28 protein-coding genes, 1 other RNA gene and 1 pseudogene are annotated in these 25,465 nt (G+C 39.8%); 6 read left to right on the top strand and 24 right to left on the bottom strand.

Going from position 1 to position 25,465, the window contains the following annotated elements:
- Positions 1 to 6 precede the first annotated feature (6 nt).
- The 14 genes from queA to THETH_RS05385 form a co-directional block, all read right to left on the bottom strand.
- Positions 7 to 996, bottom strand: coding sequence for a tRNA preQ1(34) S-adenosylmethionine ribosyltransferase-isomerase QueA (queA, locus tag THETH_RS05450; protein ID WP_013932375.1), 990 nt, complete (start codon positions 994 to 996; stop codon positions 7 to 9).
- Positions 993 to 1,934, bottom strand: coding sequence for a hypothetical protein (locus THETH_RS05445; RefSeq protein ID WP_013932374.1), 942 nt, complete (start codon positions 1,932 to 1,934; stop codon positions 993 to 995). The genes queA and THETH_RS05445 overlap by 4 nt, the downstream gene beginning before the upstream one ends.
- Positions 1,928 to 3,238: a DUF5693 family protein gene (locus THETH_RS05440; RefSeq protein ID WP_013932373.1), complete on the bottom strand. Its 1,311-nt coding sequence runs from the start codon at positions 3,236 to 3,238 to the stop codon at positions 1,928 to 1,930. Before THETH_RS05440 ends, THETH_RS05445 begins: the two co-directional genes overlap by 7 nt.
- Positions 3,207 to 4,499 (bottom strand): hypothetical protein, encoded by a 1,293-nt coding sequence (locus THETH_RS05435; RefSeq protein ID WP_013932372.1) that lies wholly within the window; start codon positions 4,497 to 4,499, stop codon positions 3,207 to 3,209. Before THETH_RS05435 ends, THETH_RS05440 begins: the two co-directional genes overlap by 32 nt.
- Entirely contained in the window at positions 4,496 to 5,368 is an 873-nt protein-coding gene (locus tag THETH_RS05430; protein ID WP_013932371.1) for an RluA family pseudouridine synthase, read from the bottom strand. Before THETH_RS05430 ends, THETH_RS05435 begins: the two co-directional genes overlap by 4 nt.
- A 3-nt stretch (positions 5,369 to 5,371) precedes the next feature.
- A complete protein-coding gene (gene smpB, locus THETH_RS05425) occupies positions 5,372 to 5,821 on the bottom strand; it encodes an SsrA-binding protein SmpB (RefSeq protein WP_013932370.1) in 450 nt (149 codons plus the stop codon).
- Between the two features lie 12 nt (positions 5,822 to 5,833).
- Entirely contained in the window at positions 5,834 to 6,160 is a 327-nt protein-coding gene (locus THETH_RS05420; RefSeq protein ID WP_013932369.1) for a YraN family protein, read from the bottom strand.
- A complete protein-coding gene (gene gatC, locus THETH_RS05415; protein ID WP_013932368.1) occupies positions 6,153 to 6,443 on the bottom strand; it encodes an Asp-tRNA(Asn)/Glu-tRNA(Gln) amidotransferase subunit GatC in 291 nt (96 codons plus the stop codon). Before gatC ends, THETH_RS05420 begins: the two co-directional genes overlap by 8 nt.
- Positions 6,440 to 6,673, bottom strand: a complete 234-nt coding sequence (csrA, locus tag THETH_RS05410) for a carbon storage regulator CsrA (RefSeq protein WP_407635673.1) — start codon at positions 6,671 to 6,673, stop codon at positions 6,440 to 6,442. The genes gatC and csrA overlap by 4 nt, the downstream gene beginning before the upstream one ends.
- Positions 6,666 to 7,139 carry a flagellar assembly protein FliW gene (fliW, locus tag THETH_RS05405; RefSeq protein WP_013932366.1) on the bottom strand — a complete coding sequence of 158 codons (474 nt, stop codon included), beginning with the start codon at positions 7,137 to 7,139 and terminating at the stop codon, positions 6,666 to 6,668. Before fliW ends, csrA begins: the two co-directional genes overlap by 8 nt.
- A gap of 10 nt (positions 7,140 to 7,149) precedes the next feature.
- Positions 7,150 to 8,040, bottom strand: a complete 891-nt coding sequence (gene flgL, locus THETH_RS05400) for a flagellar hook-associated protein FlgL (RefSeq protein ID WP_013932365.1) — start codon at positions 8,038 to 8,040, stop codon at positions 7,150 to 7,152.
- A 12-nt stretch (positions 8,041 to 8,052) separates the two neighbouring features.
- Complete coding sequence (gene flgK, locus THETH_RS05395; protein WP_013932364.1) at positions 8,053 to 10,635, bottom strand: flagellar hook-associated protein FlgK; 2,583 nt, start codon at positions 10,633 to 10,635, stop codon at positions 8,053 to 8,055.
- An 83-nt stretch (positions 10,636 to 10,718) separates the two neighbouring features.
- A complete protein-coding gene (flgN, locus tag THETH_RS05390) occupies positions 10,719 to 11,192 on the bottom strand; it encodes a flagellar export chaperone FlgN (RefSeq protein ID WP_013932363.1) in 474 nt (157 codons plus the stop codon).
- A complete protein-coding gene (locus THETH_RS05385) occupies positions 11,182 to 11,445 on the bottom strand; it encodes a flagellar biosynthesis anti-sigma factor FlgM (protein ID WP_013932362.1) in 264 nt (87 codons plus the stop codon). Before THETH_RS05385 ends, flgN begins: the two co-directional genes overlap by 11 nt.
- A gap of 52 nt (positions 11,446 to 11,497) precedes the next feature.
- On the opposite strand from THETH_RS05385, the gene THETH_RS05380 reads away from it, so the two are divergent.
- Both THETH_RS05380 and acpP read left to right on the top strand, forming a co-directional pair.
- On the top strand, positions 11,498 to 12,268 hold the full coding sequence (locus THETH_RS05380; protein ID WP_013932361.1) for an energy-coupling factor transporter transmembrane component T family protein: 771 nt from the start codon (positions 11,498 to 11,500) through the stop codon (positions 12,266 to 12,268).
- Between the two features lie 49 nt (positions 12,269 to 12,317).
- Positions 12,318 to 12,557: pseudogene (gene acpP / locus THETH_RS10915) on the top strand (acyl carrier protein); the annotation flags it as partial.
- Positions 12,558 to 12,719: 162 nt separating this feature from the next.
- On the opposite strand, the gene THETH_RS05370 reads toward acpP, so the two are convergent.
- From THETH_RS05370 to THETH_RS05325, 10 genes are read right to left on the bottom strand one after another with little or no spacing between them, the layout of a single operon-like run.
- Positions 12,720 to 13,559 carry a type I phosphomannose isomerase catalytic subunit gene (locus tag THETH_RS05370; RefSeq protein ID WP_013932359.1) on the bottom strand — a complete coding sequence of 280 codons (840 nt, stop codon included), beginning with the start codon at positions 13,557 to 13,559 and terminating at the stop codon, positions 12,720 to 12,722.
- Entirely contained in the window at positions 13,556 to 14,944 is a 1,389-nt protein-coding gene (locus THETH_RS05365) for a DUF342 domain-containing protein (RefSeq protein WP_013932358.1), read from the bottom strand. Before THETH_RS05365 ends, THETH_RS05370 begins: the two co-directional genes overlap by 4 nt.
- Positions 14,945 to 14,956: 12 nt before the next feature.
- A complete protein-coding gene (gene trmFO / locus THETH_RS05360; RefSeq protein WP_013932357.1) occupies positions 14,957 to 16,249 on the bottom strand; it encodes a methylenetetrahydrofolate--tRNA-(uracil(54)-C(5))-methyltransferase (FADH(2)-oxidizing) TrmFO in 1,293 nt (430 codons plus the stop codon).
- Positions 16,246 to 16,659: an ATP-binding protein gene (locus THETH_RS05355; protein ID WP_013932356.1), complete on the bottom strand. Its 414-nt coding sequence runs from the start codon at positions 16,657 to 16,659 to the stop codon at positions 16,246 to 16,248. Before THETH_RS05355 ends, trmFO begins: the two co-directional genes overlap by 4 nt.
- Entirely contained in the window at positions 16,656 to 17,450 is a 795-nt protein-coding gene (locus THETH_RS05350) for a DUF4940 domain-containing protein (protein WP_013932355.1), read from the bottom strand. The genes THETH_RS05355 and THETH_RS05350 overlap by 4 nt, the downstream gene beginning before the upstream one ends.
- Positions 17,401 to 18,003 carry an epoxyqueuosine reductase QueH gene (locus THETH_RS05345; RefSeq protein WP_013932354.1) on the bottom strand — a complete coding sequence of 201 codons (603 nt, stop codon included), beginning with the start codon at positions 18,001 to 18,003 and terminating at the stop codon, positions 17,401 to 17,403. Before THETH_RS05345 ends, THETH_RS05350 begins: the two co-directional genes overlap by 50 nt.
- Before the next feature lies 1 nt (position 18,004).
- A complete protein-coding gene (dtd, locus tag THETH_RS05340) occupies positions 18,005 to 18,454 on the bottom strand; it encodes a D-aminoacyl-tRNA deacylase (RefSeq protein ID WP_013932353.1) in 450 nt (149 codons plus the stop codon).
- A 5-nt stretch (positions 18,455 to 18,459) separates the two neighbouring features.
- Positions 18,460 to 20,592: a RelA/SpoT family protein gene (locus THETH_RS05335; RefSeq protein WP_013932352.1), complete on the bottom strand. Its 2,133-nt coding sequence runs from the start codon at positions 20,590 to 20,592 to the stop codon at positions 18,460 to 18,462.
- Positions 20,593 to 20,617: 25 nt separating this feature from the next.
- The gene (mnmG, locus tag THETH_RS05330) at positions 20,618 to 22,492 is read right to left on the bottom strand and encodes a tRNA uridine-5-carboxymethylaminomethyl(34) synthesis enzyme MnmG (protein ID WP_013932351.1); all 1,875 of its coding nucleotides are present in this window, start codon (positions 22,490 to 22,492) and stop codon (positions 20,618 to 20,620) included.
- Positions 22,489 to 22,836: a LiaF transmembrane domain-containing protein gene (locus THETH_RS05325; RefSeq protein ID WP_013932350.1), complete on the bottom strand. Its 348-nt coding sequence runs from the start codon at positions 22,834 to 22,836 to the stop codon at positions 22,489 to 22,491. The genes mnmG and THETH_RS05325 overlap by 4 nt, the downstream gene beginning before the upstream one ends.
- A 109-nt stretch (positions 22,837 to 22,945) precedes the next feature.
- Between THETH_RS05325 and surE the strand changes: the two genes are divergently transcribed.
- The 4 genes from surE (at position 22,946) to rnpB (ending at position 25,459) form a co-directional block, all read left to right on the top strand.
- Positions 22,946 to 23,713, top strand: coding sequence for a 5'/3'-nucleotidase SurE (surE, locus tag THETH_RS05320; protein ID WP_013932349.1), 768 nt, complete (start codon positions 22,946 to 22,948; stop codon positions 23,711 to 23,713).
- A complete protein-coding gene (gene def / locus THETH_RS05315) occupies positions 23,688 to 24,194 on the top strand; it encodes a peptide deformylase (protein WP_013932348.1) in 507 nt (168 codons plus the stop codon). The genes surE and def overlap by 26 nt, the downstream gene beginning before the upstream one ends.
- Before the next feature lie 2 nt (positions 24,195 to 24,196).
- Positions 24,197 to 25,102 (top strand): methionyl-tRNA formyltransferase, encoded by a 906-nt coding sequence (gene fmt, locus THETH_RS05310; protein ID WP_013932347.1) that lies wholly within the window; start codon positions 24,197 to 24,199, stop codon positions 25,100 to 25,102.
- A gap of 14 nt (positions 25,103 to 25,116) precedes the next feature.
- Positions 25,117 to 25,459: RNase P RNA component class A (gene rnpB, locus THETH_RS10410), an RNA gene on the top strand.
- The last annotated feature ends 6 nt before the right edge of the window (positions 25,460 to 25,465 follow it).

Genomic DNA, 25,465 nt, shown 5'->3' with positions numbered 1-25,465 from the left:
ATCACCTTAAATTATCAACATCGCATCTCCGAATGAATAAAAGCGGTATCTCAACTTGATAGCCTCTTGATAAGCATTCATTATCAAATCATAACCTGCAAAAGCCACAACAAGCATTAACAAAGTTGATTTTGGTAGGTGAAAATTCGTTACCAAGCAATCGACTATTTTGAATTCAAACGGAGGGTAGATGAACAAATCGGTCTTTCCAGCAGTTTGTTTGGTCAAAGCATAAGTTTCAAGCGCTCTTACAACTGTTGTACCAACCGCGATGACTCTTCCTCCATTAAGCTTGGTATTGTTAATTTCTTGAACAACTTCATCGGGTATTGAATAGTACTCAGGATATATGGTGTGCTTTGTTATATCCTCCGTTTTGACTGGTCTAAAGGTTCCAACGCTAACATGAAGGGTTAGCTCAACCACTTTCACTCCTTTTGACTTGATATTTTCAAGCAAAGATTCGGTGAAATGTAAGCCAGCCGTTGGAGCGGCAACAGAACCATTGTATTTGGCGTACACCGTTTGATAGCGTTCCATCTCAACGTTTGTCTTTACGTACGGAGGAAGTGGTGTATGACCATGGCTGAGTATTTCATCGTCGTTGGCGTTAAATTCAATCAACCTAAGCCCATCTGGCAATCTGTCTATGCACTTTCCTTGAAAACCTTCAAAATCTAAAATATCACCGACTTTTACTTTTTTTCCTGGTTTTACCATGCACTTCCACAAAGAGGTTTTAACCTTCTCAACCAGAAAAACTTCTATCTTTGCGTTGTTTTTAAAGGCAAAAAGCCTTGCTGGAATCACTCTGGTGTTGTTGAGCACAAGCAAATCCTTAGGATATAGATATTCCACGATATCCCTGAAAATTCTGTGTTCAAAAGTTTTGGTTTTTCTGTTCACCACCATAAGTCTTGAAGAATCCCGAGGCTCAACGGGATGTTGGGCTATCAATTCCTCAGGTAAGTGGTAATCAAAATTGCTGAGCTTCATTCGAAAAACCTCCTTGGGTTTATCCTCTTAATGTTGACGTTCCATTCTAGAAATCTATCACAACTTACAACAACTGCCTTGTTTTCCAAAGCCATTTTTATTATTATCTCGTCGGCTGGAGAATGAAATATGGCATGTTTACTTTTAAGCCATTCTTCGATTTCATTTTTGGCAAGGTAGACGATGTTTCTATCGAAAACAACGGCGAACGGATAATAAAAATCATCCTCGTACGCCAGCTTTTCCAACACGAATTCGATGTCTTTCAGCATTCCTCTAAGTTTGTAAATGTTGCTTCCATCTAAGATTATAGGACACTTTGGCTTTCGAAACAAAGCCGAGATAATATACTCATGTGTTTTCAATTTATTCATCAATTCTTCTTTCGCTAATGAATCAAGGTTTTCAACGATCGGAATGTAACGATTAATTCGATAGCAGTTGTAAATGGTGATGGCGTTTATTTTAGAAGCAAGTTGATCCAAATCGTCATCGTCTTTCATCAAAGCTGCCTGCAGTTCAATGAAATCCTGCATGCCATATGTTTTGAGTAACCTTCGAGCTTCTCTGACATACCCTATCAAATCCGTCTCTCCAATAAAATTAGACATCTCTTGTGCGAAAGGTGGAAACTTTGAAGGCTTTAGCCAAAAAAGAACCTCCAAACCTGCTAAGATTGGGAGATTCAAATTTTTGGCAAAAACTTCAAGTTTGTCCAACAGAACTCCTTTACCTTTCAAAAGAAATATCAAATTTTCTCTGAACTTTAAAAAGTTGATCTCTTTATCTTTGATAGGACCAATGAAAAGTCTTTGCAATGACTTCAATTCATCTTGGGAAATTTTATCTAAAGAGCTTAAAAGCATTACTATTTGCTGCCTTTTTGTCCTCAGCTTTTTCAACCTGTTAAGGTAATCTGGATCGTATATATTCAGCATTTTACAAATCTCCTTAAAACATAAAAAGTTATATAGCCCAGCAAGATTGAGAACAAAGACCTGTAAAGTGATACTACCAAAGGTGTCTTGATGTGGCAAAAAGTGTTGAAGGTAGAAACCAAAGCTATGGCTCCAAGAATTTGAAGGAACGATATCAAACGATTTTTGGAAAAGCTAAGAGAAATGAAAAAAGCAGGATAACCAACGACTTCCTTCAGCCTCGGTCGAACCCACAAGATTGATTCTATAAAATCCCTTGCCTTTCTTTCAACGTTCGGTACAAAGGCAAAGTTACCCGAACGCCATAGGTAATAAAACCCAGCCACACCAACTGCAACAGCAAAATATGGAAGATATTTTTTGTAACGGATCAACAGATCTCGATTTTCAAACAAAAGATTAAGCGTCACAAAAAACGGCAAAGCCATCAAAGACAACTTAACCCCTCTAAACTGTCGAAGGTCGTTCAAAAATTCAAACCTGGAAAGTGCAGCATAGGTTAAAAGACCTATGAGCAAGTACAAAATCGGCAAATACTTTTTATTTTTAACGGCAAAATAAGTTGTAACCGTCGCCAAGATTGAGACAGCAAAGATTGCAAGGTTTAAGTCGGTGAAAACCACCGCAAAGCTTGCTATCCCAAGGATAAGGCTAAAGTGAAAAACAAGCAGCGTCAAAAGCGTAAAGGGTATGAAGGGAAAAACGTTTGAAATTTTTTGAACTGTGGGAAGATCTGTTGGTTCTCCAAATTCTCTTTGTAGCTTAGACAACACAAAATCCAAGTCAATGTTTTCAACGGGCTGGATCCAGATCATATCGATACTTCTTTCAAGAATGGCACGTCGTAATCTGTGGTAAAACATCTTGGTATCAAGCTTCATCTTGACAACTTCTTCCTGCCTGATGGTGTGAACTCTGAAAAATTGATCCTTTTTGCCTCTAACTTCCAAAATTTGCTTTGTGAAAGGCAAACTTTCGTTGAATTCAAGCAGGCCAATCCAAACGTTGTATCGATCCGCATCTACAGCGTACTGCTTTGGATCAAATTGCGAAAAATTTCCACGGAAAACAACGTATTTCATGTATGGTTGAATAAAATCACCAGGTTCAATCACCCAAACCAAAGTACCGCTGGTAAGCTTTATGAGCTTTTCATCTTGTGTAAAACCTAGTGCGTATCTTAAACCGGCTTGATCGCTTTTGATCCTCAACGGAATAAAATAGACCAAATACAAAACAGTTCCTATCAGAAAGGCAAAAAAACACAATTTTTTAATTCTCATCAAAGATCTTTTCAACGCCATCGATCATCACCCTTGTTTTTGCGTCTTCCTTGACCCAGAATCTCATGTATGGAGATACAAATTTAAAACCTCCTATATCTAAAACTCTTTCCTTCGAAAAAACGATCATATGTTCAGTGCAAGGTTGCAAAGGTCTTCTTACGATTTTCGCAAGAAAATTTTGATTTGAAAAGTTGTCTTCCGCGATAACAGTTATCAAATGAAAATCACTGTTCAATTCGATCAAACCACTTAAGAAAGGTAATTTTTCGCCATCCAAAAAGACATCAGTTTTCACAGCAGAATGATCAAAAACATCGACGTTGATCCTGTAAAACCTTTCAGACAATTTGTTCAAAACCAAATCAATCTGTGGAGCAGTTGAATCAACGATAGATATTTTTTCCAAAACTATCTTGTCGGGCTCGAAAGACAAAATCAAAACTTTGCCAACAAGTCCATCGATGGAAGAAAGTCCGCTTGGGAAAATACCTGCTAGATTATATCTTTCCCCAAGTTCCAATGATTTTTCGACTTCGACAAATTGAACTGGTGTCACGAATATTTTCGTATCGAATAGTTTTTCGTCTTCGATAAAACAGCTGATGTTGTTTTCACCCACGCCGAAGGTAACACAAATTCCCACGTGCTTTTGGCCGTTCAAATACCAAGTAAGTTCAAACCTTTCTTCTGGATACTTGAAAATTGGGATGATAGTTCCACCAATACCAGGAAAGGAAATTTCTGCAAAATGAACGTAATCTTCGGCTTGCCACAGGGTGTAGGTACCGGGACCAGAATAGATTTTGACAAGTTTTTCGACATCTTTTGGTTGAAAAAAGATGGAAAGAAATTCTTTCAATTTTTGCTTAGAGATATTTTTTTTGACAATTATTTTATCCTGGAAAATCTCCACGGGATATTCATCGACGATAACCGATATTGGTTGAAAAGAACATTGAAAGTTTTCAAACAACTTTTGAAAGATCTCGGCTGAAATGTTCAAATCACAATTATTTGTCCCAACGATGAAGCCTTTTTCAGTGATCAAAAAGCTTTCCTTGGGCATAGGAATATAGCTAACAGCTATTTCTACAGGCTCAAAGAAATCTACAACGAAATCTTTGAAGGCCTTTTTCTCCCTCAACGAGGCTTTGAAAACTATTGGAAAATCCTTGTCCAAAACAAGATAACCTGTTTCATCGTACAGGTTCACCAAAACCAACGCAGAAAAGGAAACTATGGAAAACAAAGTGAAAAAAACAACGACTATCAACCTCATTTTGAAAGCTCCTCTAGAACGCGTTGTAAATCGTCCGGCAAAGGAGCTTTGATAACAAGTTTTCCATAAAAACTTGGGTTGGTAAAAACCAACCTTAAGCAATGAAGAAATTGTCTTCTGAGTTTGTACTTTTCTTTGAAAAATTCGTTAACTTCCTTTATCCCGTAAAGTTTGTCGCCTACAACAGGATGACCTATCATCGCCATGTGTTTTCTTATTTGATGGGTTCTACCGGTGTGTGGTAGAACTCTAACCAAGGTGACGTTATCGAAGTTTTTCAAAACCACGTACTCGGTCACTGCTTCCAACCCATCCAAAGGTTTGTCAATGACACCTTTGCCTTTCAGAATGCCGTGCACCAAAGCCAAGTATTCTTTTTCGATCAATCTATCACGAAACATTTGACTCAATGTTCGGGCAGTTTTTGGATTTTTGGCAACCAAAAGTACCCCAGATGTTTCTCTGTCCAAGCGATGAACCAAATAAGGCTTGAAGCCTTTTTTCTTTCCGTAGAACATCAAACCTTGTATTAGAGTTGTGCCTTTCGTTCCCTCACCAGGGTGAAGAGCTATGTTGGGTTTTTTGTTTATCGCAAGCAAATTTTCGTCTTCGTAAAGAATGTCAAGCTTGATTGGAACGGGTCTAAGCTCTTTTTCATCCCGTTGATAAACAGATAAATCCGCATCCACAGTGATTTTGTCTCCAACTTGTATTTCATAAGACGGTTCTCTAACGGTTTTCCCGTTGACCTTAACAAGCCCTTTCCTCAAAAACTTGTATATTTCGGAAAGCGGAACATTTTTAAGATTTTTCCTCAAAAATTTGTCAATCCTTGCGTAGAAATTTTCCTGATCGACGATCAACTCCAAGGCTCATCTTCCCCTGTATTTCATGATCGACCTTAAGCGTTTTTCTATCTCCTTCTCTTTTATCTCTTGACGCTTGTCGTACTTTTTCTTTCCTTTCGCAAGCGCTATTTCAACCTTTACCTTACCTTTGTCGTTGAAATAAATCTTAGTTGGTATGAGTGTATAACCTCCAGCCGAAAGCTTACCACTCAGTCTTTTGATTTCCCTCTTGTGGAGTAAAAGCTTTCTTGGTCTTTCCGGATCATGGTTGAAGATGTTGGCAAATCTGTAAGGGCTTATGTGAAGATTCAAAAGGTAAACTTCCCCATCTTTGATGCGGCAAAAGGAATCTTTAAAGCTGACGTTTTTTTCCCGGAGGGATTTCACTTCCGTACCTTTTAGCTCTATTCCTGCTTCGTATTTTTCTATAATCTCATAATCGTTGGCTTTTTTGTTAACCGCAATTATCTCCATGTATTTTCCCTCCTACAAGTTGATCCCTTCAAAGTGCTCTATACCATCTTGTGTTATTTCGACCACGTCTATTCTATAACCTTCGACCTCAAGGGGATGTTTCTTTAAATAATCGTTTGCAGCCATTTCGATTTTTCGAAGCTTTCTTTCATCAACTTTCGTTCTTGGTAAATACTCGCTTTTACCGCTTTTAACTTCAACAAAAACGAGGTACTTTTTGTACCTCGCAATTATGTCTATTTCGCCAAACCTTGTTCGATAATTTTTCTCAATTATTTTAAAGCCTTTTTTCTTGAGAAACTCTACAGCCAGCCTTTCGGCATCTCTCCAATCAAGCATGTATTCCGGGAACAACTATGTGACCGGACCGTTCCTTGGGGAAATTGGATCTGAGCAAATGCAAGTTTTCAAAGGGTTTCACTTCGTCTTCGCGAAGAGTTGCGCTTTCCTCCACCGGTGTGTACATTGGCTCTACGTTGCTGACGTCCACCTCGTTCAAAAGTTCCATGTACTGTAGGATTTCATTCATATCTTTTTGAATTGATTTTCGCTGTTCATCCGTCAGTTTCAACCTTGCAAGTTCTTCCAATCTTTTGACAAGAGCATCGTCAACTTTGATCATTTTATCACCTCACGCAAATCTTTAACATTTTCAGGAGAAGTTTGCGAGGCTAGTTTGTTTTCCTGTAACACCTTTTCGTATATCTCCCATCGGTAGATTTTAACATGTTGTGGTGCAGATATGCCAATTTTCACCTCGGATCCTTCGATTTTGAGTATTTTAACGATCACATCGCTTCCTATGACAAATGCTTCCCCGGGTTTTCGGCTTATTACAAGCAACTTATTCACCCTCGCTGGTTTTGTTTTTCAAAAGATTTTTGCTTCTTTCAATTTCATCTGTCACCAAATGTTTTATTTGATAATTTGTACCTTCCTGAATTATTTGACGAGCTTTTCGAAGTTTTTTGTTTATAACTACCGGTGCCAAAAGGTTGATCGTTGTAGCTTTTGGATCGTCATGAGGTATCGTCAAAATGGCGAAAACTTCCACATCTTGTTCGCTTTCAACCTGCAGCTGTTTAACATCTTCTTCTGACAAAGTCAATGTGTAATCGATTCTCACCAACCACGGGTTGACTATTGGAAAAGCCACACTAGATTCTTCCAAAGACACCAGCCATTTAATCGGTTCGGTACTTTCCAAAGACACGACAACGAATTTTCTAAGATTTTCAAAACCCGGCAATCCCTGTTCAAAGACAATTATATCCTGATCCTCAACGTCAATTGCTCCAAGTTTTGTTGTGTAGGTCATACCAAACACCTCAGGTTATAAAGTCAACCAAAGTTGTTCTCAAAACTCGCGCTGCGGATTTTAAAGCCGCTTCAAGTGCTGCTTGTTGCATCGAAAGATCCGTTATCACCTTTGTCAAGTCAGCGTCCCTTTCTTTTGAGACAAACTCTGTAAGGTAAATGTTCAAATCTTCCAACCTACCTGAGATTAACTCTGCCATTCTCTGGTTGGCTCCAACCTTTGCGATGTTTTCTGACAGCCGCTTTTCAAGGTATTCCAAACTCGATAGAGAAATCGTTGAAAGTTTTGATTGATCGTTCTTTTCAAGTGCATCAACAGTTCTGTCGATTATTTCAAAAACACTTTCGTTGGTATCCGTGACAAAAAGATCATAAACCGTCAAACCATAGTTTAAGGTGTAACCGAGAACGTTGACAGACCTAGAACCTGCTTTGAACGAATCCAAAACTATTTTGCCCGATTCATCAACCGGTGGTTTGTCTGAAGCATAACCTGCGAAGATGTAGTCGTTACCAACCTGAGTGTTTGCAACCTGAATGAGGTGTTGCTTTATTTGTTTCAATTCCTCGGCTATCACTTTGCGATCGTCAGGCGAGAGCGTTCCGTTTGCTGCTTGAACTGAAAGCTCACGAATCCTGACTAAAATTGTGCTTATCTCTTGAAGTGTTGAATCGTAAGCATTGACGATGCTTTGCATTTGATTGAGGTTTCTTTTATACTGTTCGATTTCCCTCAGCCTGGATTCCAAATTTGAAGACCTAGTGGCAACGATGGCATCATCGCTGGGATATCTGACAGCCAAACCAGAGGAAAGTTGATCGTGCAATTTTGCAATCCTTGAAATACTCGACTGAATGTTAGCCAACACACGATCGCTTATCATTCTATCTGTTACTCTCATTTCCCATCACCCCTATCTTCCGACCACTCCAAGACGGTCTATAACCCTGCCTATCATTTCGTCGATGGCCGTTATAACGCGTGCAGCGGCTCCAAAGGCATGTTGGTACTTTATCATGTTTGCCATTTCCTCGTCAAGTGAGACACCTTTTACCCTTTCTCTCTCTTGATCGATTTCCAGCTTCAATCTGTCTGTATTTTCCTTCATCTTCAAAACCGTTTCTGTTTCCACACCAAGCTCTGCAACAATTCCACCAAAGTATTCGTAGAAATTCTCCTTACCGTTGGCAAGGAATCTATCGTAACGCGAGGTTGATATGAGGTTCATAATCTCAGTATTACTTCTGCCTGTTGGTTTAAAGGATGTGGCGTTCCATGTATCATTGCTTAAAGCTATCCCAAGATCAACGGCTAAAGCTTCTGCGTTCATCAACAGTGCGCTTGATACGCTCCATTGGTTGACAAAAAAATACGGTTCGTATGTCTCGCGACGATCAACAGCCAATAACTCTGCTACCGATAATCTTTGTCTGATTGTTGAAAAATCTTCACCCTTGCTGATCAAGGTGTATTCTTCAGACCAATCTTCATCAAAATCATTTGGATTACCATTTTCATCGACAAAGCCAACGGCTTCAAAGAATCCCAATGGACCTTTGATGGTGAAGTTTCTCAAGTTGAATTCAAAATCTCTTCCTGCTCTGAAAACCAAAGCTCCTCTTGGTGTTAGATCAACTATTAGACCTGTTCCTGCCGCGTTGATTTTGTTTACAAGCGTTTGTAGAGTATCAACGGTGGGATCTATGTGAATTCGAGTGTTGTTGATTACGATTTGAAAACCCTGCGTTGGATCAAAAGTGACGTTGCTTGAAAAGATATTTTCGAGTGTCTCGGATGGCTTTAAAACCGTGTACGTCTGGCTTGTGGCTTTTGCTCTTGTAAGAAAACCATTTGGGTCAGTTATGCTAATGCGGCTTGTATCAAATTCGTAATCTGAGGTTGGTATAAAAACAAGCGATCCATCTATGATTTCAGCTTTGACAACATCGAGTGAATTGATAACAGAAGCGACATCAGATAACGTTGTATTAGAGGTTATGTTCAACGTTATACTCTGAGAAACTTTGCTCCCATCTTTTCTAACGCCTTCAAACGTCAATTCGTACTGACCAGCAGACACATTGCTCAAATCGCTTATTGTTATAAACTTCTTCTGCTCTGTTGCAAATCCCATTCTGGCAAGGTTTGAGTTTGAAGTGTCTATGATGAGGGTGTCACGCAGGTTGACATTGTTAGCTTCAAAGTACAATCTGTAAGCTGTCGCACTTGCAGATGGGCTATGAGAACCGACAGACAGACTTAACCACGAGCTGATGTTACCAATCAAACTACCAACATCCATGCCAGCATTAACGTCAATCTGATCAAAATCACTTGATCCATCAAAAAGAACTAGCTTACCGGAAGCGTTGAAAACTGTGTTTAGTATTTGATCTTCTGAAAATCCATTCAAGCCCGTGACGTATCTTATCGGTCCACCAACCATTTGCCTGCTTCCTAGGATTCTGAAGATTGCTGGGTCGGTGTCTCTAGTTGCAGTAATAGGTGTAAAGAAATTCAAGCCTGAAATCTTTCCGGTTGAATCAAATCCCCATCGGTGAATCAAGTTGATTTTGTCAGATAAATTCAAAGCAAACTCATCAAGATAACTCATGTATTTGACAAGTGTTGAATCCCTTAAATCTATCAAAGCTTTTAAACTTCCATCGGTTATGGTTAACTTGGAATTTCCCACAAAAAGCTCGTAGAAACCTTTTCCATAAGGTCTTTCCACAACCCTTATTGGAATTTGCGTGGATCCAGCGAGAACAATTTGATCTCCAATCGAAAGAATCGTTTGACCATCAGTTGTGGTGTAGTAAGAAATGTTGGCATAATTTGAGAGTTCATCCAAAATTCTGTCTCGCTCGTCCATCAAGTCGTTCGGTGTGGCTCTAAGTGCTGTGGCAATTCGAATTTGCTCGTTGATCCTTGCAAGGTTTGAAACCAACGTGTTGATTCTGCTCACCTTCAAAGCTATTTCGTTGTTTATATCTTCTCTAAGTTGTTGTATCCTGTTGTAGATGTCTTGTATGTTCATAACCATTTGCTGTGCGGCTGTCACAAACTGCCTTTTTGCAGCGACGTTTGTCGGGTCCGAAATTACCTCCTCAGCAGCTGCAAGGAAAGTATCGTAGTAAGCTCTTATGCCCGAATTTCCAGGTTCGGCAAAAAGCTGCTCCAAATAGTGCAGGTTGGAGAAAATCGTTTCGTAAAAAGAATATCGGTTGGAAACTTGTCGGTATTGAATATCCAAAAAAGCATCGCGTATACGTTCTATGTTTTTAACATAAGAACCTCTACCAATGTGGATGAAAGCATTGCCAAGTGTGGTTGTTACAAGCGGAAGGGTGTTCATTATCACTGGCCTTTGACGTGAATAGCCTTCCGTGTTGGCATTAGCCACGTTATGGCCAACCACATTCATTGCAAGTTTGTGTGTGTACACACCAAGCAAAGCAGTGTTTAAGGAACCAAAAAGCGTCAAACCCGGCAAGCTCAAACCTCCTTGTTCAATTGAATTTTTCTACATTCAAGTTTCAAATCCTAAATATTTATCGACAAACCAACGGATGGTTTTTAACCTTGAAACTCAAAATTCCCCTTTGCGGGGTTTTTGGAAATGTTTGCCCTCTGATCGTAGGTAGGCTTTTCCGAGGGGACAAGAGCGGAGATCAAAGTTTCAATGTAATTGAGGTTGAAATCCAAAATGTCCTTGAGCCTGCTGGTTAACAAAGATATTTCGTTCATCTGTTTCACAACTTCAAAAAGGCTTTTCATCACTTCTTCTCTTTCCAAAGCGTAGCTGTAAAACGTCAATTCAGATGGTAAGTTTTGCTGACTTTTAATTCTTTCAAAAAGCTGGTTTCTTTGTTCCTCAACAGTTTCAAATTCTTCAACAGCCAGATAAAGATTGTCGAGCAAATTTGATAATAGCGTTAAATCTTTCGAGATAATTGCTTTCTCGTATTCTGATAGCGTTGATTTTATTTGGTTTAGCAGCACTTCTTCCTTTTTTAAAATTTCGACCAAAAGCTTTTCTTCAGAGCTCACTTAAGATCCGCCTTGCAATTCTTTCAGGATCAACGTTGTACACGTTGGCTTCTATGGCTTGACGAATTTGATCAACCAACTTTTGTCTCACTTCAGGGCTTTCTTTTGCCATTTTCACTAACTCGATTATGTTCAAACTTTCAGATTTTACAAAGGCAGAACCTTCCAAAGTGTTTTCACGTTTCCTGCTGATCTGAGGAGCTTTTGGTTGCTGCGGTGGAACTGGTCCTTCGATTCTGTTTATTTCCGTCATCTTCTTCCCTCCTTATTGATTATCGACCTAATGATAAAATTCTTAAGGCGGGGTGTTTGGGATAGTAAATCTTACAACTGCGAAATTTGTTGAAAAAAACTCGATTCTCCATAAAACAAATCCCATTACAAAATTTTTGATAGCAGTGGGAATGTCTTTCTACATTTTTTTGAAGTCCTCGTTCTCCATAGCAAATTATACCACTTTGTTTTCATTTTTAACCTTTCTGATAATTCTTTCAAGGATACCGATTACAAGTTATCTAAAAGATCTCAAAAATGTTTGGTTAATAATTGTTCTGGTATTCCTTGGGGATTTTTCACTGATAAGACAACCAGGTATTGGAACAATTCTTTCTTCTTTCGAAAATGCACTGAAAATTTGCGCGGTTTTTCTTTTGTTTTACGTGTTTGCAAGAACAACGAATCCCTTTGTGTTCGTAAGAACTTTGCAGATTTTACTGCAAAAAGTGAGGTTGCAAAACACGTTTTTGAACGACCTTCTTTTTGTAGTGCAGTTGGCTTTCAGATTCATCCCATTGGTTTTTGAAGAAACCGTGAAAATGATGATGCTTTACAAGCTAAGAGGGTGGAATTTAAACACCAAAAATCCTTTCAAAAAATTCTTTGCCATACCAGTACTTGTTGTACCAATTTTGGTATCAGCCCTAAGGAAAGCTGAAAGAATTGCAACGGCAATGGAAGCTAGAAGATTTGGCTTTTCGAATCACGTGACAAGCTTTTATGAGATCACTTTCTCATTTTCAGACGTTTTTCTGACAGCAATGACTTGTCTAACGATAACATTGTTGACTGTGGTATGATTTGGTGTATACTTCATAAAGCGGATCACAATTTAAGTTAGGAGGGAAACTGGTGGACAAGGAAACAGTTATCAGGAGAGTAAAAGAACTTGTGGCTGAAAAACTTGGAATTGACGTTGATGACGTAGTGGAAGATGCAGATCTTGTGGACGATCTTGGTGCAGATTCCCTTGATCTGGTCGATCTAGCCATGGCCATAGAAGATGAGTTTGGAGTGACGATACCAGATGAAAATCTGGAAAAAATAAGAACTGTGGGAGATATCATTGAAAACCTGTTGAGCCAGCTTGAAGTTGCAGAAACCGAAGAAACAGAAGAGGAAGAAGAAATTGAAGAAGAAGAGGAATTTGAATACGAAGATGAAGATGAATTTGAATACGACGAAGATGAAGATTACGATGAAGAAGAGGAATTTTGATCGATCGCCGGCTTAAAATGCCGGCGATCTTCGTTAAGAAAACCACTTTTTTCCAAGTTTTATCACGAGGAAGGTTCCTTCCACTTTTGTTGGTTTTTCGTTTACAACAACATAAGTATCATAGACATTCGCTTTGTTTTCGTTTATTTTTCCTTCCTCGAGCGCTATGACAATTGCATTCGATGCCAAGTAAGTTCTGCCGATAACTTTGTAGATTTCGAAGTATTCCGATTCAAAATGGCAAAAGCTGGAGATGAAAAGTTTATCAAGATCAAACTTTTTTAAAGAAAGCTTTGCCTTTTCCAAGTGTGTTTCTCTTTTTCTTCCCCAGTCGTATATTCGATATGTTAAATCAGAAGATTGCTGAATTTCAATCAACATTGAATCAGGTCCCAGAGCGTGCGCCAAACCAGCGGGTATGAAGATAAAATCACCTTTTTCTGGCTTTAAGAAAACCAAATTTTCAGCCCAGTCGTTTTTCTCTAAGCATTGTTCAAAGTCAGAATTTGGATTTAAAAAAGCAACCAAACTATTTTGGAGAAAATACCAGCATTCGGTTTTTCCCCACGGTTCATTTTCAATTTTCTTGGCAATCTCATCGTCTGGATGAACTTGAACCGACAACCATTGCGATGAAGAGATGAGTTTTAAAAGCAGTGGGAATCTTGGCAAATTTAGATTGAAACAATCAAGCAATATCGATGGATCGTATTCTTTTCCGTCTTCGTCTAGAAGTTTGGTTTTCATCAAAGGATGATCGGAAAGCAACCAGACTTCTCCAATTGGGTTTTGCTCTTCCAGTTTGAAAATATGATTTAAAAGAAAATTTCCCCATGGCATGGGGCGAAACTGAAAAACGGATTTGAAAATCATCCAGAGTATCCTCCAAGTCTAATTTCTCTATTCTCATTGTCCAACTCTATTATCACCTTTTCCAAAGCTTTATCGGCATAGAATTTCTTTTGAAGAATTTGAGCTTCAACGCCGGGATGGAGAATTTTCCTAGCCACAATTTTTGCACTTTTATATTTTTCGTAAATTTCTATCTCTAGCATCTTTAACTCTTGCGAAGCCTTCTCCACGCTATCCCTCAGGTTTATCAATGCTTGTCCAAGTTTTCTATAGGTTTCTATTTTTTCAGCCGGAATTTCTCCTTTAGTTTTTTCTATTGTTTCCTTTAACATCTTAAAGGCCGAAGCTAACTTACCAAGGTTTTCTTTGTCCAACTCGATTTTTGCCTTCAAAATTTTTATTTTTTCCATGAGATCAGGATCCAATCCAACTTCGACAACTGTTTTCACTCCCAAAGGTGATCCTATTTCCTCCGCTTCAACAAGATATCCCGCGCTGATGATACCTCCAACTATTATTCCCTTGTTTCCTAAAGCTTTAACTTCCAGCTTTGCCTTCACTTGAGAATTTGTTATTGGGCCTGTCACGATCACATTTGCATCGGATTCAACTATGGCGTTTTCCAAAAACTTCGCTTGGACGTTACCCTTTGCTTTCACAAGTCCGCGTTCGCGACCTTTCACACCCAATACATTTATAGAACCCTCATAGGAGATAACGGTTGCGGCTTCTATCACACCATTTATGTTTATGTTTCCTTTGGCTTTCACCGTAAAACCAGGCTTAACATCGCCGGATATCTCCACTTCTCCAGGAAAGTCAATGTTTCCGGTTGCATAATCAACGTCACCCTTTATCACAAGAATTTCTTGAACCTCTATGGTTCCATCAGGCTTAGCAACTAAAATTCCATCTTTGCTTGCTTCCACGTACATTCCATCTTCAGTTGTCTTCACATTCTTACCCAGTTTCACCTGAGCTGGTCGGCCAGGTTTTGGATTAAGGACACGTCCAAAAACGTTGTACCCTTCAACACCCGGGGTAGGGGGAATTATCTGCGCCACTTTTTGACCCGTCTTGACGATTTGCCTTGTTCGACTTGGAAGTTCACGCAAATCAACGGTGCCTTTTTGAGCTTGGAGTTCTTCTTCCTTTTGTTCTTTTATCAGTATAACCTGTCCATCTTCTCCGTCCACAGGACGTTTCCCAATAGCAACAAGCACAGGTACTCCGTAGAGCTTTTTTGCTACAAGCTCTTCTATGGCTTGTTCCTGAATGCCGTAGACAACCCCTTGGGATTTCAAATACTCCAAAATTTGCTCTTTGGTTGGACTTTCTTCGCCTTCCGGAACAACAGTGATGTAATATTCTAACCCATTTTCACCAATCTTTGCCTGTATCTTCAACTCCTATCCCCCTTAAACCCAGTTGACTGTATTCAAAAATGTTTCCAAACTTTCAAGACAAAGCTTTGCAATCTCTTTTCTATCGCGCTTGGATAAATTCAACAAACCGTAATTCGCATACATTGGTTGAAGCCTTCCAAGCTTGCTTTGAGTAACGTAGTTTATCAAAGAACCTATTAAAGTGTCCCTCGGCAATTGTACCATCTCCATCCCGTTCATCAATCTAAAAACGTTCAAGGAAACGTACAAACCTGTGGCAATCGATTCCACATAACCTTCAACACCGGTGATCTGACCGGCAAAAAAGATCCTACCGTCTTTCTTGAGTTGTAGAAACTGATTCAAAACTCTTGGCGAATCAATGTACAAGTTTCTATGCATAACCCCATATCTAACTATTTCGGCATTTTCCAAACCAGGTATCATTCGAATAACCTTCTTTTGTTCACCCCATTTTAGACGTGTTTGAAAGCCCACTAAGTTGTAAAGTGTACCTTCCATGTTATCCTTTCGCAGTTGGACCACAGCGTAAGGTTGCTTGCCAGTTCTAGGATCGATTATTCCAACAGGTCTAAGAGGACCAAAAAGTAAAGCCTCCTTTCCCGTTCTGGCTATTTCTTCTATCGGCTTACATCTTTCAAACAAAAGCGATGTGTCAAATCCTTCCATTGGTTGTACTTCAGCGTTCACAAGAGCTTCGTAAAATCTTTCGTACTCTTCCTTGTTCATCGGACAGTTTATGTGGTCGTTTGTACCAACACCGTACCTGTCTGCAAAGAAGACTTTGGAATAGTCTATGCTATCAGCTGAAACTATCGGTGCAACAGCATCGAAAAAATACAAATGATCCCCGACAACTTTTTCTAACCACAGTGCCAAAGCTTCACTGGTTGCAGGTCCAGTTGCTATTATCCATATATTTTTATCGTCCGGAATCTCACAAATTTCTTCACGTACAATTTCTACCCCAGCGTTGAGTACTTCTTGTGTGACAAGCTGAGAAAATTTTTCCCTATCAACAGCCAAGGCTTTTCCGGCTGGCACAGCTGTTTGTCTTGCAACTTTGATCAACATTGACCCAAGAAGCTCCAATTCACGTTTCAAAAGTCCAGAAGCATTTTCAATATCGTCTGATTTCAAGGAGTTGCTGCATACAAGTTCTGCCAACAAACCAGTTTTATGAACCGGCGTCATTTTGATCGGGCGCATTTCATGAAGCACAACTTTTATGTTTCTTTTTGCAAGTTGATAAGCTGCTTCAGAGCCAGCCAGTCCTCCACCAACTATGTGCACAACACTGCTCATAGAAAAACCTTCCTAAGTTTCAAAAGATTTCCCCTTTCAAGGTTTACAAGTTCAACTTCATCAAAGATCTTCTTTATGATGTACAAGCCAAAACCACCTTCTTTATAAGGATTAGGAGGGGACACATGACAAAAAATCGTTGGATTTACTGCACACCCATAGTCCCTGATGGCTATCAAAAGTTCTCTTTTCTCTTCAGACCAACCGAAAGATATTTTTATCTGCTTGGAAGAGTCAAATTTGTAAGTATGCTTTATAACGTTCGCCAAAGCTTCGTTCAAGCCAAGTTCTAAATCCAAGATATCTTGTTCCTTTATCTCTTTCAACCTAAGATAGGCGGATAACACTGCGCGGGCCAATCTGATGTGTTCTGGCTTAGACCAAATCACGATTGCGACAATATCTTTCACTGTTTCATCACCCTTTTTCTGAGTGCAAAGTTGTACAAATATTCGTCAACGAAATTTTCAAAGAACAACCAATATTTTTGTTCTAACTGCATCTGCCTTTGAAAAACTTCTTCTTTGCGAATAGAAAATTTCCTTGCCAGTTTTTCGTAATCGCGAAACAAAAGCTTACTTTCAATAAAAGGTACATCTTCTTCATCCAAGTGAATCGAAAAAGAATCATGGTAAAGCAGTTTGTCATACGACAAAGTACCTTTGAAAACAGCATAACGATCGACAACACAAGCTTGCCTGATCGCTTCAAGTTTATCAGAACTTGGCATAGAAAGACTAAGCCGACAATCAAAACCTACCGAAATGTCAGCGGTTGGAAAAGCATATAAATCCTTTTTACCCAAGTTGACAACATCGATTGCAAACTTTGAAAGACTTACCCTGTATTCCATTCTATCTTGCAAATCTTCGGTTTCAAGAATACCTATTACACGTTCTCCTTTCCAATCTCCAACAAGGTCGCTAATCTTTGAAATATTCTCAGGATAGCTTTTTTTGGCCATCAATAGCTTTTCAACATGACTTTGTAGCGCTTGGATTGGAAACTCTTCTTTGTCGAATCCAACTATTACCGGGCCAAAGAGTGTGTTCAATTTAACAAACTGCATTTGGTAACCTTCTATACGAAGCAAAATAGGGACATCGCACTCATAAAGAGTGAAAAAAGCGGGATGTTCAAGAAAATTGAAATCAAAGTCGTTGTGAAGAACCTCCATCGATTTTGCGATGAACAGTTTCATCTTTCCCACTCCGAAGTTGTTTTTCTTTTAGAGAATAAATACACCCACAGTAATTTTGTCTGTACAAACCAAGTGCTTTACTTAGTTCAACACTCTGTTTGAAACCATCCTGCTTTTTGAAGTCTGCCTCCAAAAACTTTACGCCAAATTCTAGTTCCAGTTTTTTTCCAAGGGAATTTATATATTTGGAATCCTTTTTTGGACTGGTAGTAAGCGTTGTGCAGAAAAATTCCACGCCAAGCGAAAGAGCTTTTAAAGCTGTTTTTTTCAATCTATGGGCTATACAGGCTTCACACCTTTTTGACCTTTCACCAAGGTTTTCAAGTCCCTTTATGGAATCTTTCCATTCATCGTAACCCGATCTGTCCTCAATCAATTCAAGCCCCCAAGCTTCAGCAAGCAACTTTGTTGCTTCTAACCTTTTTTCATATTCTTCAATTGGTTCTATGTTTGGGTTGTAAAAATACAAAATCGGTTCTAAACCACTTTGCCTAAGTCTTTTTACCGCGACTGTGGCATCCGGTGCACAGCAAACGTGTAACAAAACTTTCATTTCAAAACTTCCTTTCACTGTCAAGAAGTAACGTCACAGGTCCATCGTTTACAAGCTCTACTTCCATATGAGCTCCAAAAATACCTTGTTCCACTTTTGGTAGCTTTTCCTTTAGTTTTTTTACGAACAAATCGTACAGTTCCTTTCCACGTTCTACGGGAGCTGCTTCGCTGAAAGATGGCCTTCTCCCTTTACGACAGTCCCCATAAAGCGTGAATTGTGAAACAACAAGTAGTTCTCCCTTTACATCAAGCAAGCTCAAGTTCATCTTGCCGTTTTCATCTTCAAAAATGCGAAGATTGATTATCTTGTCACACATCCAATCCAGGTCCGCTTCGGTGTCTCTAATCCCAACTCCAACTAAAACCAACAGACCTTTGCCAATGGAACCAACGGTTTTGCCATCAACAGCCACAGCTGCTCTATGAACTCTTTGAACTACTGCTCTCACCTTCCCTAACCCCTTTCTACATTGACAACTCCTTCTAGTTGTGAAATTATTTTCCTAGCCTCCTCAAAATGCGCCAAGTTTTTCACATGCACTCTAATTGTCGCTATGGAATAATTCCAACGTGTTGTTTGAAACTCTGCCTTTTCAATGATAACACCTATATTTTCAAGTGATTGAATTATCTTGCCTATCAAACTCTTATCTCGAAGTTCTACAATCAACGTGGCTTCGTAATAACGTTGGGTAGCTGTATTCCAAGTGGCTGAGAAAATCCTTTCTACAGGAACACCTTTGAGATTTGGGCAATTTACTTTGTGAACAGACATGCCGCGCCGACTAGCAATTGCTACGATTTCATCGCCAGGAATTGGCGAGCAACACTTTGCAAGCCTTAGCTCAATATTCTTAACACCTGAAACTTCTATTTCAGATAAAAGTGAGGTATTCTTCGGCTTTTTCTGAATCTTTTCCTTTTGCTTTTCGGAGAATGGCTTTAAAAGATTTAACAGATCTCCAAAGGTTATTGTTCCTTCACCTATTCTGCAGAAGAACTCTTCTTCGGAAATACCTTGTCCTTGCAAGTATTTCTTCACAACATCGCTTTCCAAAATTTCTTCGATAGATCTTGACAATCTTCTAGCAACTTTTCTGACAACTTCTTTTCCTCTGTCTATTAACTCATTTCTAAGCTGCTCCCTGAAAAATTTTCTAATTTTTGCTTTGGTTCTTGGGGATTTGGCGTATTTCAACCAATCCAGACTTGGTCTTGGACCAGATTTGTTCACAATAATTTCAACTATGTCGCCGTTTTGAAGTTGATAATTTATCGGCACCAATTTTCCGTTTACCTTAGCCCCAGCGAATCTGTGGCCGATGTCGGTATGCACGGCATAGGCAAAATCTATCGGAGTGGCACCAACTGGAAGATGCTTTATTTCACCTTTTGGTGTGAACACAAAAACTTCATCCATTTGCAGTTCTTTTTTCAAGTCTTCTACTCCAGCAAGATCCTTTGCTAGTTCTTTTCGCCATTCAAGCAATTGGGTAACCCACTTTTGCATGACCTTTACGTTGATCCCTTCTTTGTATATCCAGTGCGCAATTAAACCATATTCGGCTTCTGCATGCATTTGCTTGTCTCTGATTTGGACCTCCAAAGGTTCACCATAGCCAGTTATAACCGTTGTATGAAGTGATCTATAGCCGTTGGATTTTGGAGCGGCTATATAATCTTTTATCCTTCCAGGCAAAGGTTTCCATATGCTGTGAACTATACCAAGAACGGTGTAGCAAGTTGGAATATCTTCAACTATTGCTCGAACGCCAAAAAGATCGTATATTTCACTGAAATCTTTTCCCTTTTCTTTTAACTTTTGCCAAATGCTGTAATAATGCTTGAACCGTCCTTCAACGGTTGCAACTATGTCGTGCTCCAGAAGAGCCGCCTTCAAAGTTTCAATGTACTCTTTGATCCGTTGTTCTCTTTCTTTTTTCTTTTCGGCAACCAAGCTTTTTATCATGTTGTATTCTTCTCTGTGAAGAACTTTGAACGACAAGTCTTCGAGTTCCCACTTTATGGAATAAATCCCAAGCTTGTGGGCAATGGGAGCATAAATTTCCAAAGTCTCAAGGGCTTTGTATGCTTTTTTTGACTCATCCTTAACGTATTCGATTGTACGCATGTTGTGAAGCCTATCTGCTAACTTTACGAATATCACCCTTATATCTTCTGCCATGGCAAAGAGCATTTTTTGAATCGTTTCAAGTTTCAAGCGTGAGTCACTTGCTCCAACCGGCGCATTCAACCTACTTACCTTTGTAACGCCATCGACTATTCGAACTATTTGCTTTCCAAACTCTTTTTCTATGTCTTCCAGTTTTACTTTCCCATCGCTGTCTTCGACAACGTCATGAAGCAACGCTGCTATTAAGGTTTCAATGTCAACGTTCATCTGAGCCAATATTTTGCAAACTTCAACAGGATGAGTAACAAATGGTTCACCGGACTCTCTGTATTTTCCTTCATGGGCATAAACAGCCAAACGATAGGCTTTTTCAAGCTTTTCTATGTCTTCTTCGGAAAATTTTCTTGCAGATAAGGAAAGTATTTCTTCCACCGACTGTGAAACAATTATCATGCTCTCACCGCTTTAAGAAATTTTATCATGCTTGGTGCTTTTCCTTAAGATAAGCCACCAAAGCGGCTAAATCGGATGGTGTTATACCAGGAATCTTGGATGCTTCATAGATTGTTTCAGGTCTAATTTTTGAAAGTTTTTCAACTGCTTCGCTAGAAAGATTTGTCACTTTTCGATAATCTATGTCAGATGGTATTCGAAGTTTTTTCATGTTTTCCAGAGTTCTAATTTCTTCGAACATTCGTTCGATGTAATCCTCATACTTTGCAGTTAATTCTACTTGCTCTATTACTTCTGAATCATCAATTGGGCTAGTATCAAGAACTCTGATGTGCTCGTAAGAAATTTGTTGACGTTTCAAAAGTTGAAGGAAACTCACAGGCTGACGTAACGGTGTTGTTCCTGCCTGCACCAAAATGTCGTTCACCTGCTGGGTTGGTTTTATGATGAGATTTCTCAACCGCTCCAATTCCGTTTCAATTCTGGCTTTAAGATTTTGCACCTTTTCGTAGAACCATCGTGGTATTAACCCGACTTGATATCCTTTTTCAGCCAACCTAAGGTGTGCGTTGTCGTGCCTTAAAAGAAGCCTGTACTCAGCCCTTGAGGTGAGCAATCTGTACGGTTCATCAACGCTTTTGTTTATAAGATCGTCAATCAACACACCTATGTAAGCTTCTGAACGGCTCAATATAAGTGGTTTCTCTCCTCTTAGTTTTTGTGCTGCGTTGATTCCCGCAACCAAACCTTGGGCAGCGGCTTCTTCATAACCGCTGGTACCGTTTACCTGACCAGCCAAGAACAAGCCTTCAACGATTTTACTTTCAAGTGTGGGTTGAAGTTGCGAAGGATCCGTGTAGTCGTACTCTATAGCGTAAGCTGGTCTCATTATCACGGCATTTTCAAGCCCCTCTATAGAATGGATGATTTCATACTGAACTTCCAATGGCAAGCTTGTGCTTAAACCGTTCAAGTAATATTCGGTTGTCATTTTTCCTTCGGGTTCAACAAAGATTTGATGAGATTGCTTTTCAGGAAACTTAACTACTTTGTCCTCTATGGATGGACAATACCTGGGGCCTTTTCCGGTGATCAGCTTTACCTCTCCGTACAGTGGAGAAAACGCCAGATTTTGCCTTATAATTTCGTGAGTCCTTTGGTTGGTGTAGGTCAACCAGCATGGATAATCCTTTGGAAGAACCTTTGGTTCGCTGAAATAAGAGAACGCCAAAGGTTCATCAGCCGTGTCTTGTCTTTTCATCTTGGAAAAATCTATACTTCTTCCTAGGATCCTAGCGGGGGTACCGGTTTTAAACCTTCCGATTCTTATTCCCCATTTTGCAAGAGACTCCGAAATACCATGAGCTGGTGAGTCTCCCAATCTTCCCGCTTCAAAAGTTTTCCTTCCGATGAAAATTCTCCCGTTTAGAAAGGTACCAGTTGTTATTATCACAACTGGTGCCAGGTAAACAACTCCAAGCTTGTCGGCAACCCCAAGAACCTTTCCTTTTTCGATTAAAACTTCGCAAACATCTGCGTGTTTTAAAAACAAATTTTCCGTTTTTTCCAACTTCAACTTCATCAATTGACTGTAAGCAACCTTGTCTATTTGTGCTCGAAGTGCCCTCACGGATGCCCCTTTACTTGTGTTGAGCATCCTGACGTTTATCATCGTTTCATCGGTGGTTTTTGCCATCTCTCCTCCAAGTGCGTCTATTTCTCTGACAACTATACCTTTCGCTGGACCACCTATAGCTGGGTTGCAAGAAGCCCAAGCAACCCGATCAAGGTTGTTCGTTAAAAGAGCTGTTTTAAAACCAAGTCTAGCGGTTGCCAAAGCCGCTTCAACACCGGCATGACCCGCACCGACAACGATGACATCATAACGTTCCTCGATCAGTCTTGATCACTCCTTGAAATTCTTTTCATTAGCTGATGTTTTCGACAAGCAGACTTTATTATGGCGATGCCGGATTGAATCAACGCAACAGCAACAACAATTGTCAAAGCTTGCCAAAAACCTGTTGTGAAAATTCTGAAAACGTTGAGTGTCAATAAGGCAGCAATACCCATTGACGTAAGTCCAGATGGAAATCCCTTTTTAACCATATCTCTTATGCCAGAGTATGCAAATAAAACGGCGAAAAACATCATGATAAACTTTCCAAAGGTTATTTCCACCAAGTTGAATGCACTCAGCAAAAGCATAGTACCTATGAAAATCAACAGCGTTGCAAACGTCATAAATCTTCCTCCTTTCATTGAATTTTAACACGAACTTCGTTACAAATCTTGTTCTTACAGTTTTTTCATTTGATGTATGATAAAATGAAAAAAGGACGAGGTGAAAAGTATGAAAGTGCTGATAACAAACGACGATGGAGTTACCTCAATTGGACTTATCACTTTGGCAAAAGTTTTTTCAAAAGAGCACGAAGTTTTAGTTGTTGCGCCAGAATCAGAACAAAGCGCAACTGGTCATGCTATAACGGTGCGAATGCCTATATGGGTTAAAAGAGTTAAGGTTTTGGACAGCTTTCCGGTTTATGCAGCGACTGGAACACCGGCCGATTGCGTGAAAATCGGGGTTGAGGTGCTTGCAAAAGGAAAGGTTGATTTGGTTTTAAGTGGAATCAACATTGGTCACAACCTTGGAACCGATGTCGTTTACTCGGGAACGGTTTCAGGAGCTTTGGAAGGAGCTTTGCTCGGCATACCTTCAATTGCACTTTCAGCACCTATAAGCGAAAATTTTGATTTTGAAGCTGCTGCCAGATTCATTTTGAACTTTGTCAGAAACTTTGATTTTAATCTTCTTGAAAAATTCTGTGCGCTCAACGTGAATTTTCCAGAAGGAGAAATCAAAGGTTGGAAAGCAACCAAACAAAGCAAAAGACGGTATGCAGACAAGTTTGAAGAAAGGAAAGACCCATCTGGAAACACCTATTATTGGATGTACGGCGATATAATCGAAGACGATACAGACCCAGATGCGGATTACATCGTGGTTAAAAGCGGATATGTTTCGATAACACCCATCAGCGTTTTTATGATGCACAAAGATGTCTTTGAAAGGCTCAAGGAGGTTGAAAAACGTGAAAAAAATAAGATTGCTTGGTGATCCAGTGCTTAGAAAAAAGACCAAAGAAGTTGAAATAATAGATGATAATGTCAAAGCTTTCATAAAAGAGCTTTTTGAAACCATGTATCAGTACGATGGAGTTGGACTTGCGGCACCTCAAGTTGGAGTCTCACTTAGGATCTTTGTTATGGACGATGGAACACCAAGGGCTTTCATAAATCCCAAGATAATTTACGCAAGCCCAGAAAAAGTGGTGGATGAAGAGGGATGCTTGAGCATACCTGGTGTTTTCGAAAACGTTGAACGAAGTAAAGAAGTGATTGTAAGATACATAGATGAAAATGGTCAAGAAAGAGAGGAAAAATTCATAGATAGGTCAGCGAGAATCGTTCAACATGAATACGATCACCTTGAAGGAAGGTTGTTTATAGATCTTCTGCCTGCGGAAAGAAGATTTGCGCTGAGAGAAAAGTTGCTTGACATAATGAGACAGTCCAAAGCAAAAAGCTCGAGAGTGTGATTATGAGGATAATCTTTCTTGGTACACCAGAATACTCCGCAAAACATTTACAAGTTCTCTTGGATGAGGGTTTCAACGTTGTGGCAGTTGTTACCCAACCAGACAAGCCAAAGGGAAGAGGTTTGAAAGTTTTGCCTTCACCGGTGAAACTTTTGGCATTGCAACGTGGTATTCCTGTGTTTGAAAAATTGAAAGATGTTCCTTTTGATCAAATCAAACCAGATATAGGAATCGTTGTTGCATACGGGGCACTGATAAAAAAACATTATCTGGATATCCTTCCAATGGGATTTTACAACGTTCATCCTTCTTTGCTTCCAAAGTACAGAGGTGCAGCACCGATCAACAGGGCAATTGAAAATGGCGAAAAGGTGACTGGTGTAACTATTTTCAAGCTGACGGAACAATTAGACGCTGGACCGATAGCCCTTCAAGAAAAACTACAAATTGGTGAATACGAGACTTTTGGCGAACTGCAGGAAAGGTTGATAGAATTAGGCTGCAAACTTTTGGTGGAATTTCTGAAAAACATAGATCATGTCAAATTAATTCCTCAAGATGATAAGTTGGCAACTTATGCTCCGAAGATAAATCCAGAAGATCTGCTTGTGGACTTTTCTAAACAAACCGTTAAAGTGAAGGACAAAATTAGGGCTTATGATCCTAATCCGGGTGTAAAGGCTAACTTGAACGGTCAGTTGGTTAAACTGTTTAAGGTTACTTCAGTCAAAGAAAATGGTCAAGGTGATCCAGGAAGGATAATTCGAATAGATGAACTGGGAGCACATGTTAAAACAAGCGATGGAGTTGTTGTCATTTCAGATGTGCAATTTCCTTCGAAAAAAAGAATGAGGTTTCTGGATGCGATGAATGGGAGATTGGTGAAAGTTGGAGATATTTTTCAGTAAAGAACAATCAAGGGGGAGAGGAACGGGTGGTCGCGGGTTTTCAAAACCCGAGGAAAGTCCGGACTCCTAGGGCAGGGTGCTGGGTAATACCCAGGAGGAGCGATCCTCGGAAAGGGCCACAGAAACTTCAAACCGCCTGGCGTAATTTTTTTGCCAGGCAAGGGTGAAAAGGTGAGGTAAGAGCTCACCAGCGCTGGGGTGACCCAGCGGCTCGGTAACCCCCACCTGGAGCAAGGCCAAGCAGGGGTTGGGTGGCCCGCCCTATCCCCCGGGTAGGCCGCTTGAGGAGGACCGAAAGGTTCTCCCTAGATAGATGACCACCCTCGACAGAATCCGGCTTACAGTTCCTCTCCCCCATGAATA

Origin of the sequence: Pseudothermotoga thermarum DSM 5069 (genome assembly GCF_000217815.1) — a bacterium.
Lineage (GTDB): Bacteria > Thermotogota > Thermotogae > Thermotogales > DSM-5069 > Pseudothermotoga > Pseudothermotoga thermarum.
The sequence above is the reverse complement of the archived record's forward strand: the minus strand, read 5'-3'. Positions and strand labels throughout refer to the sequence as shown.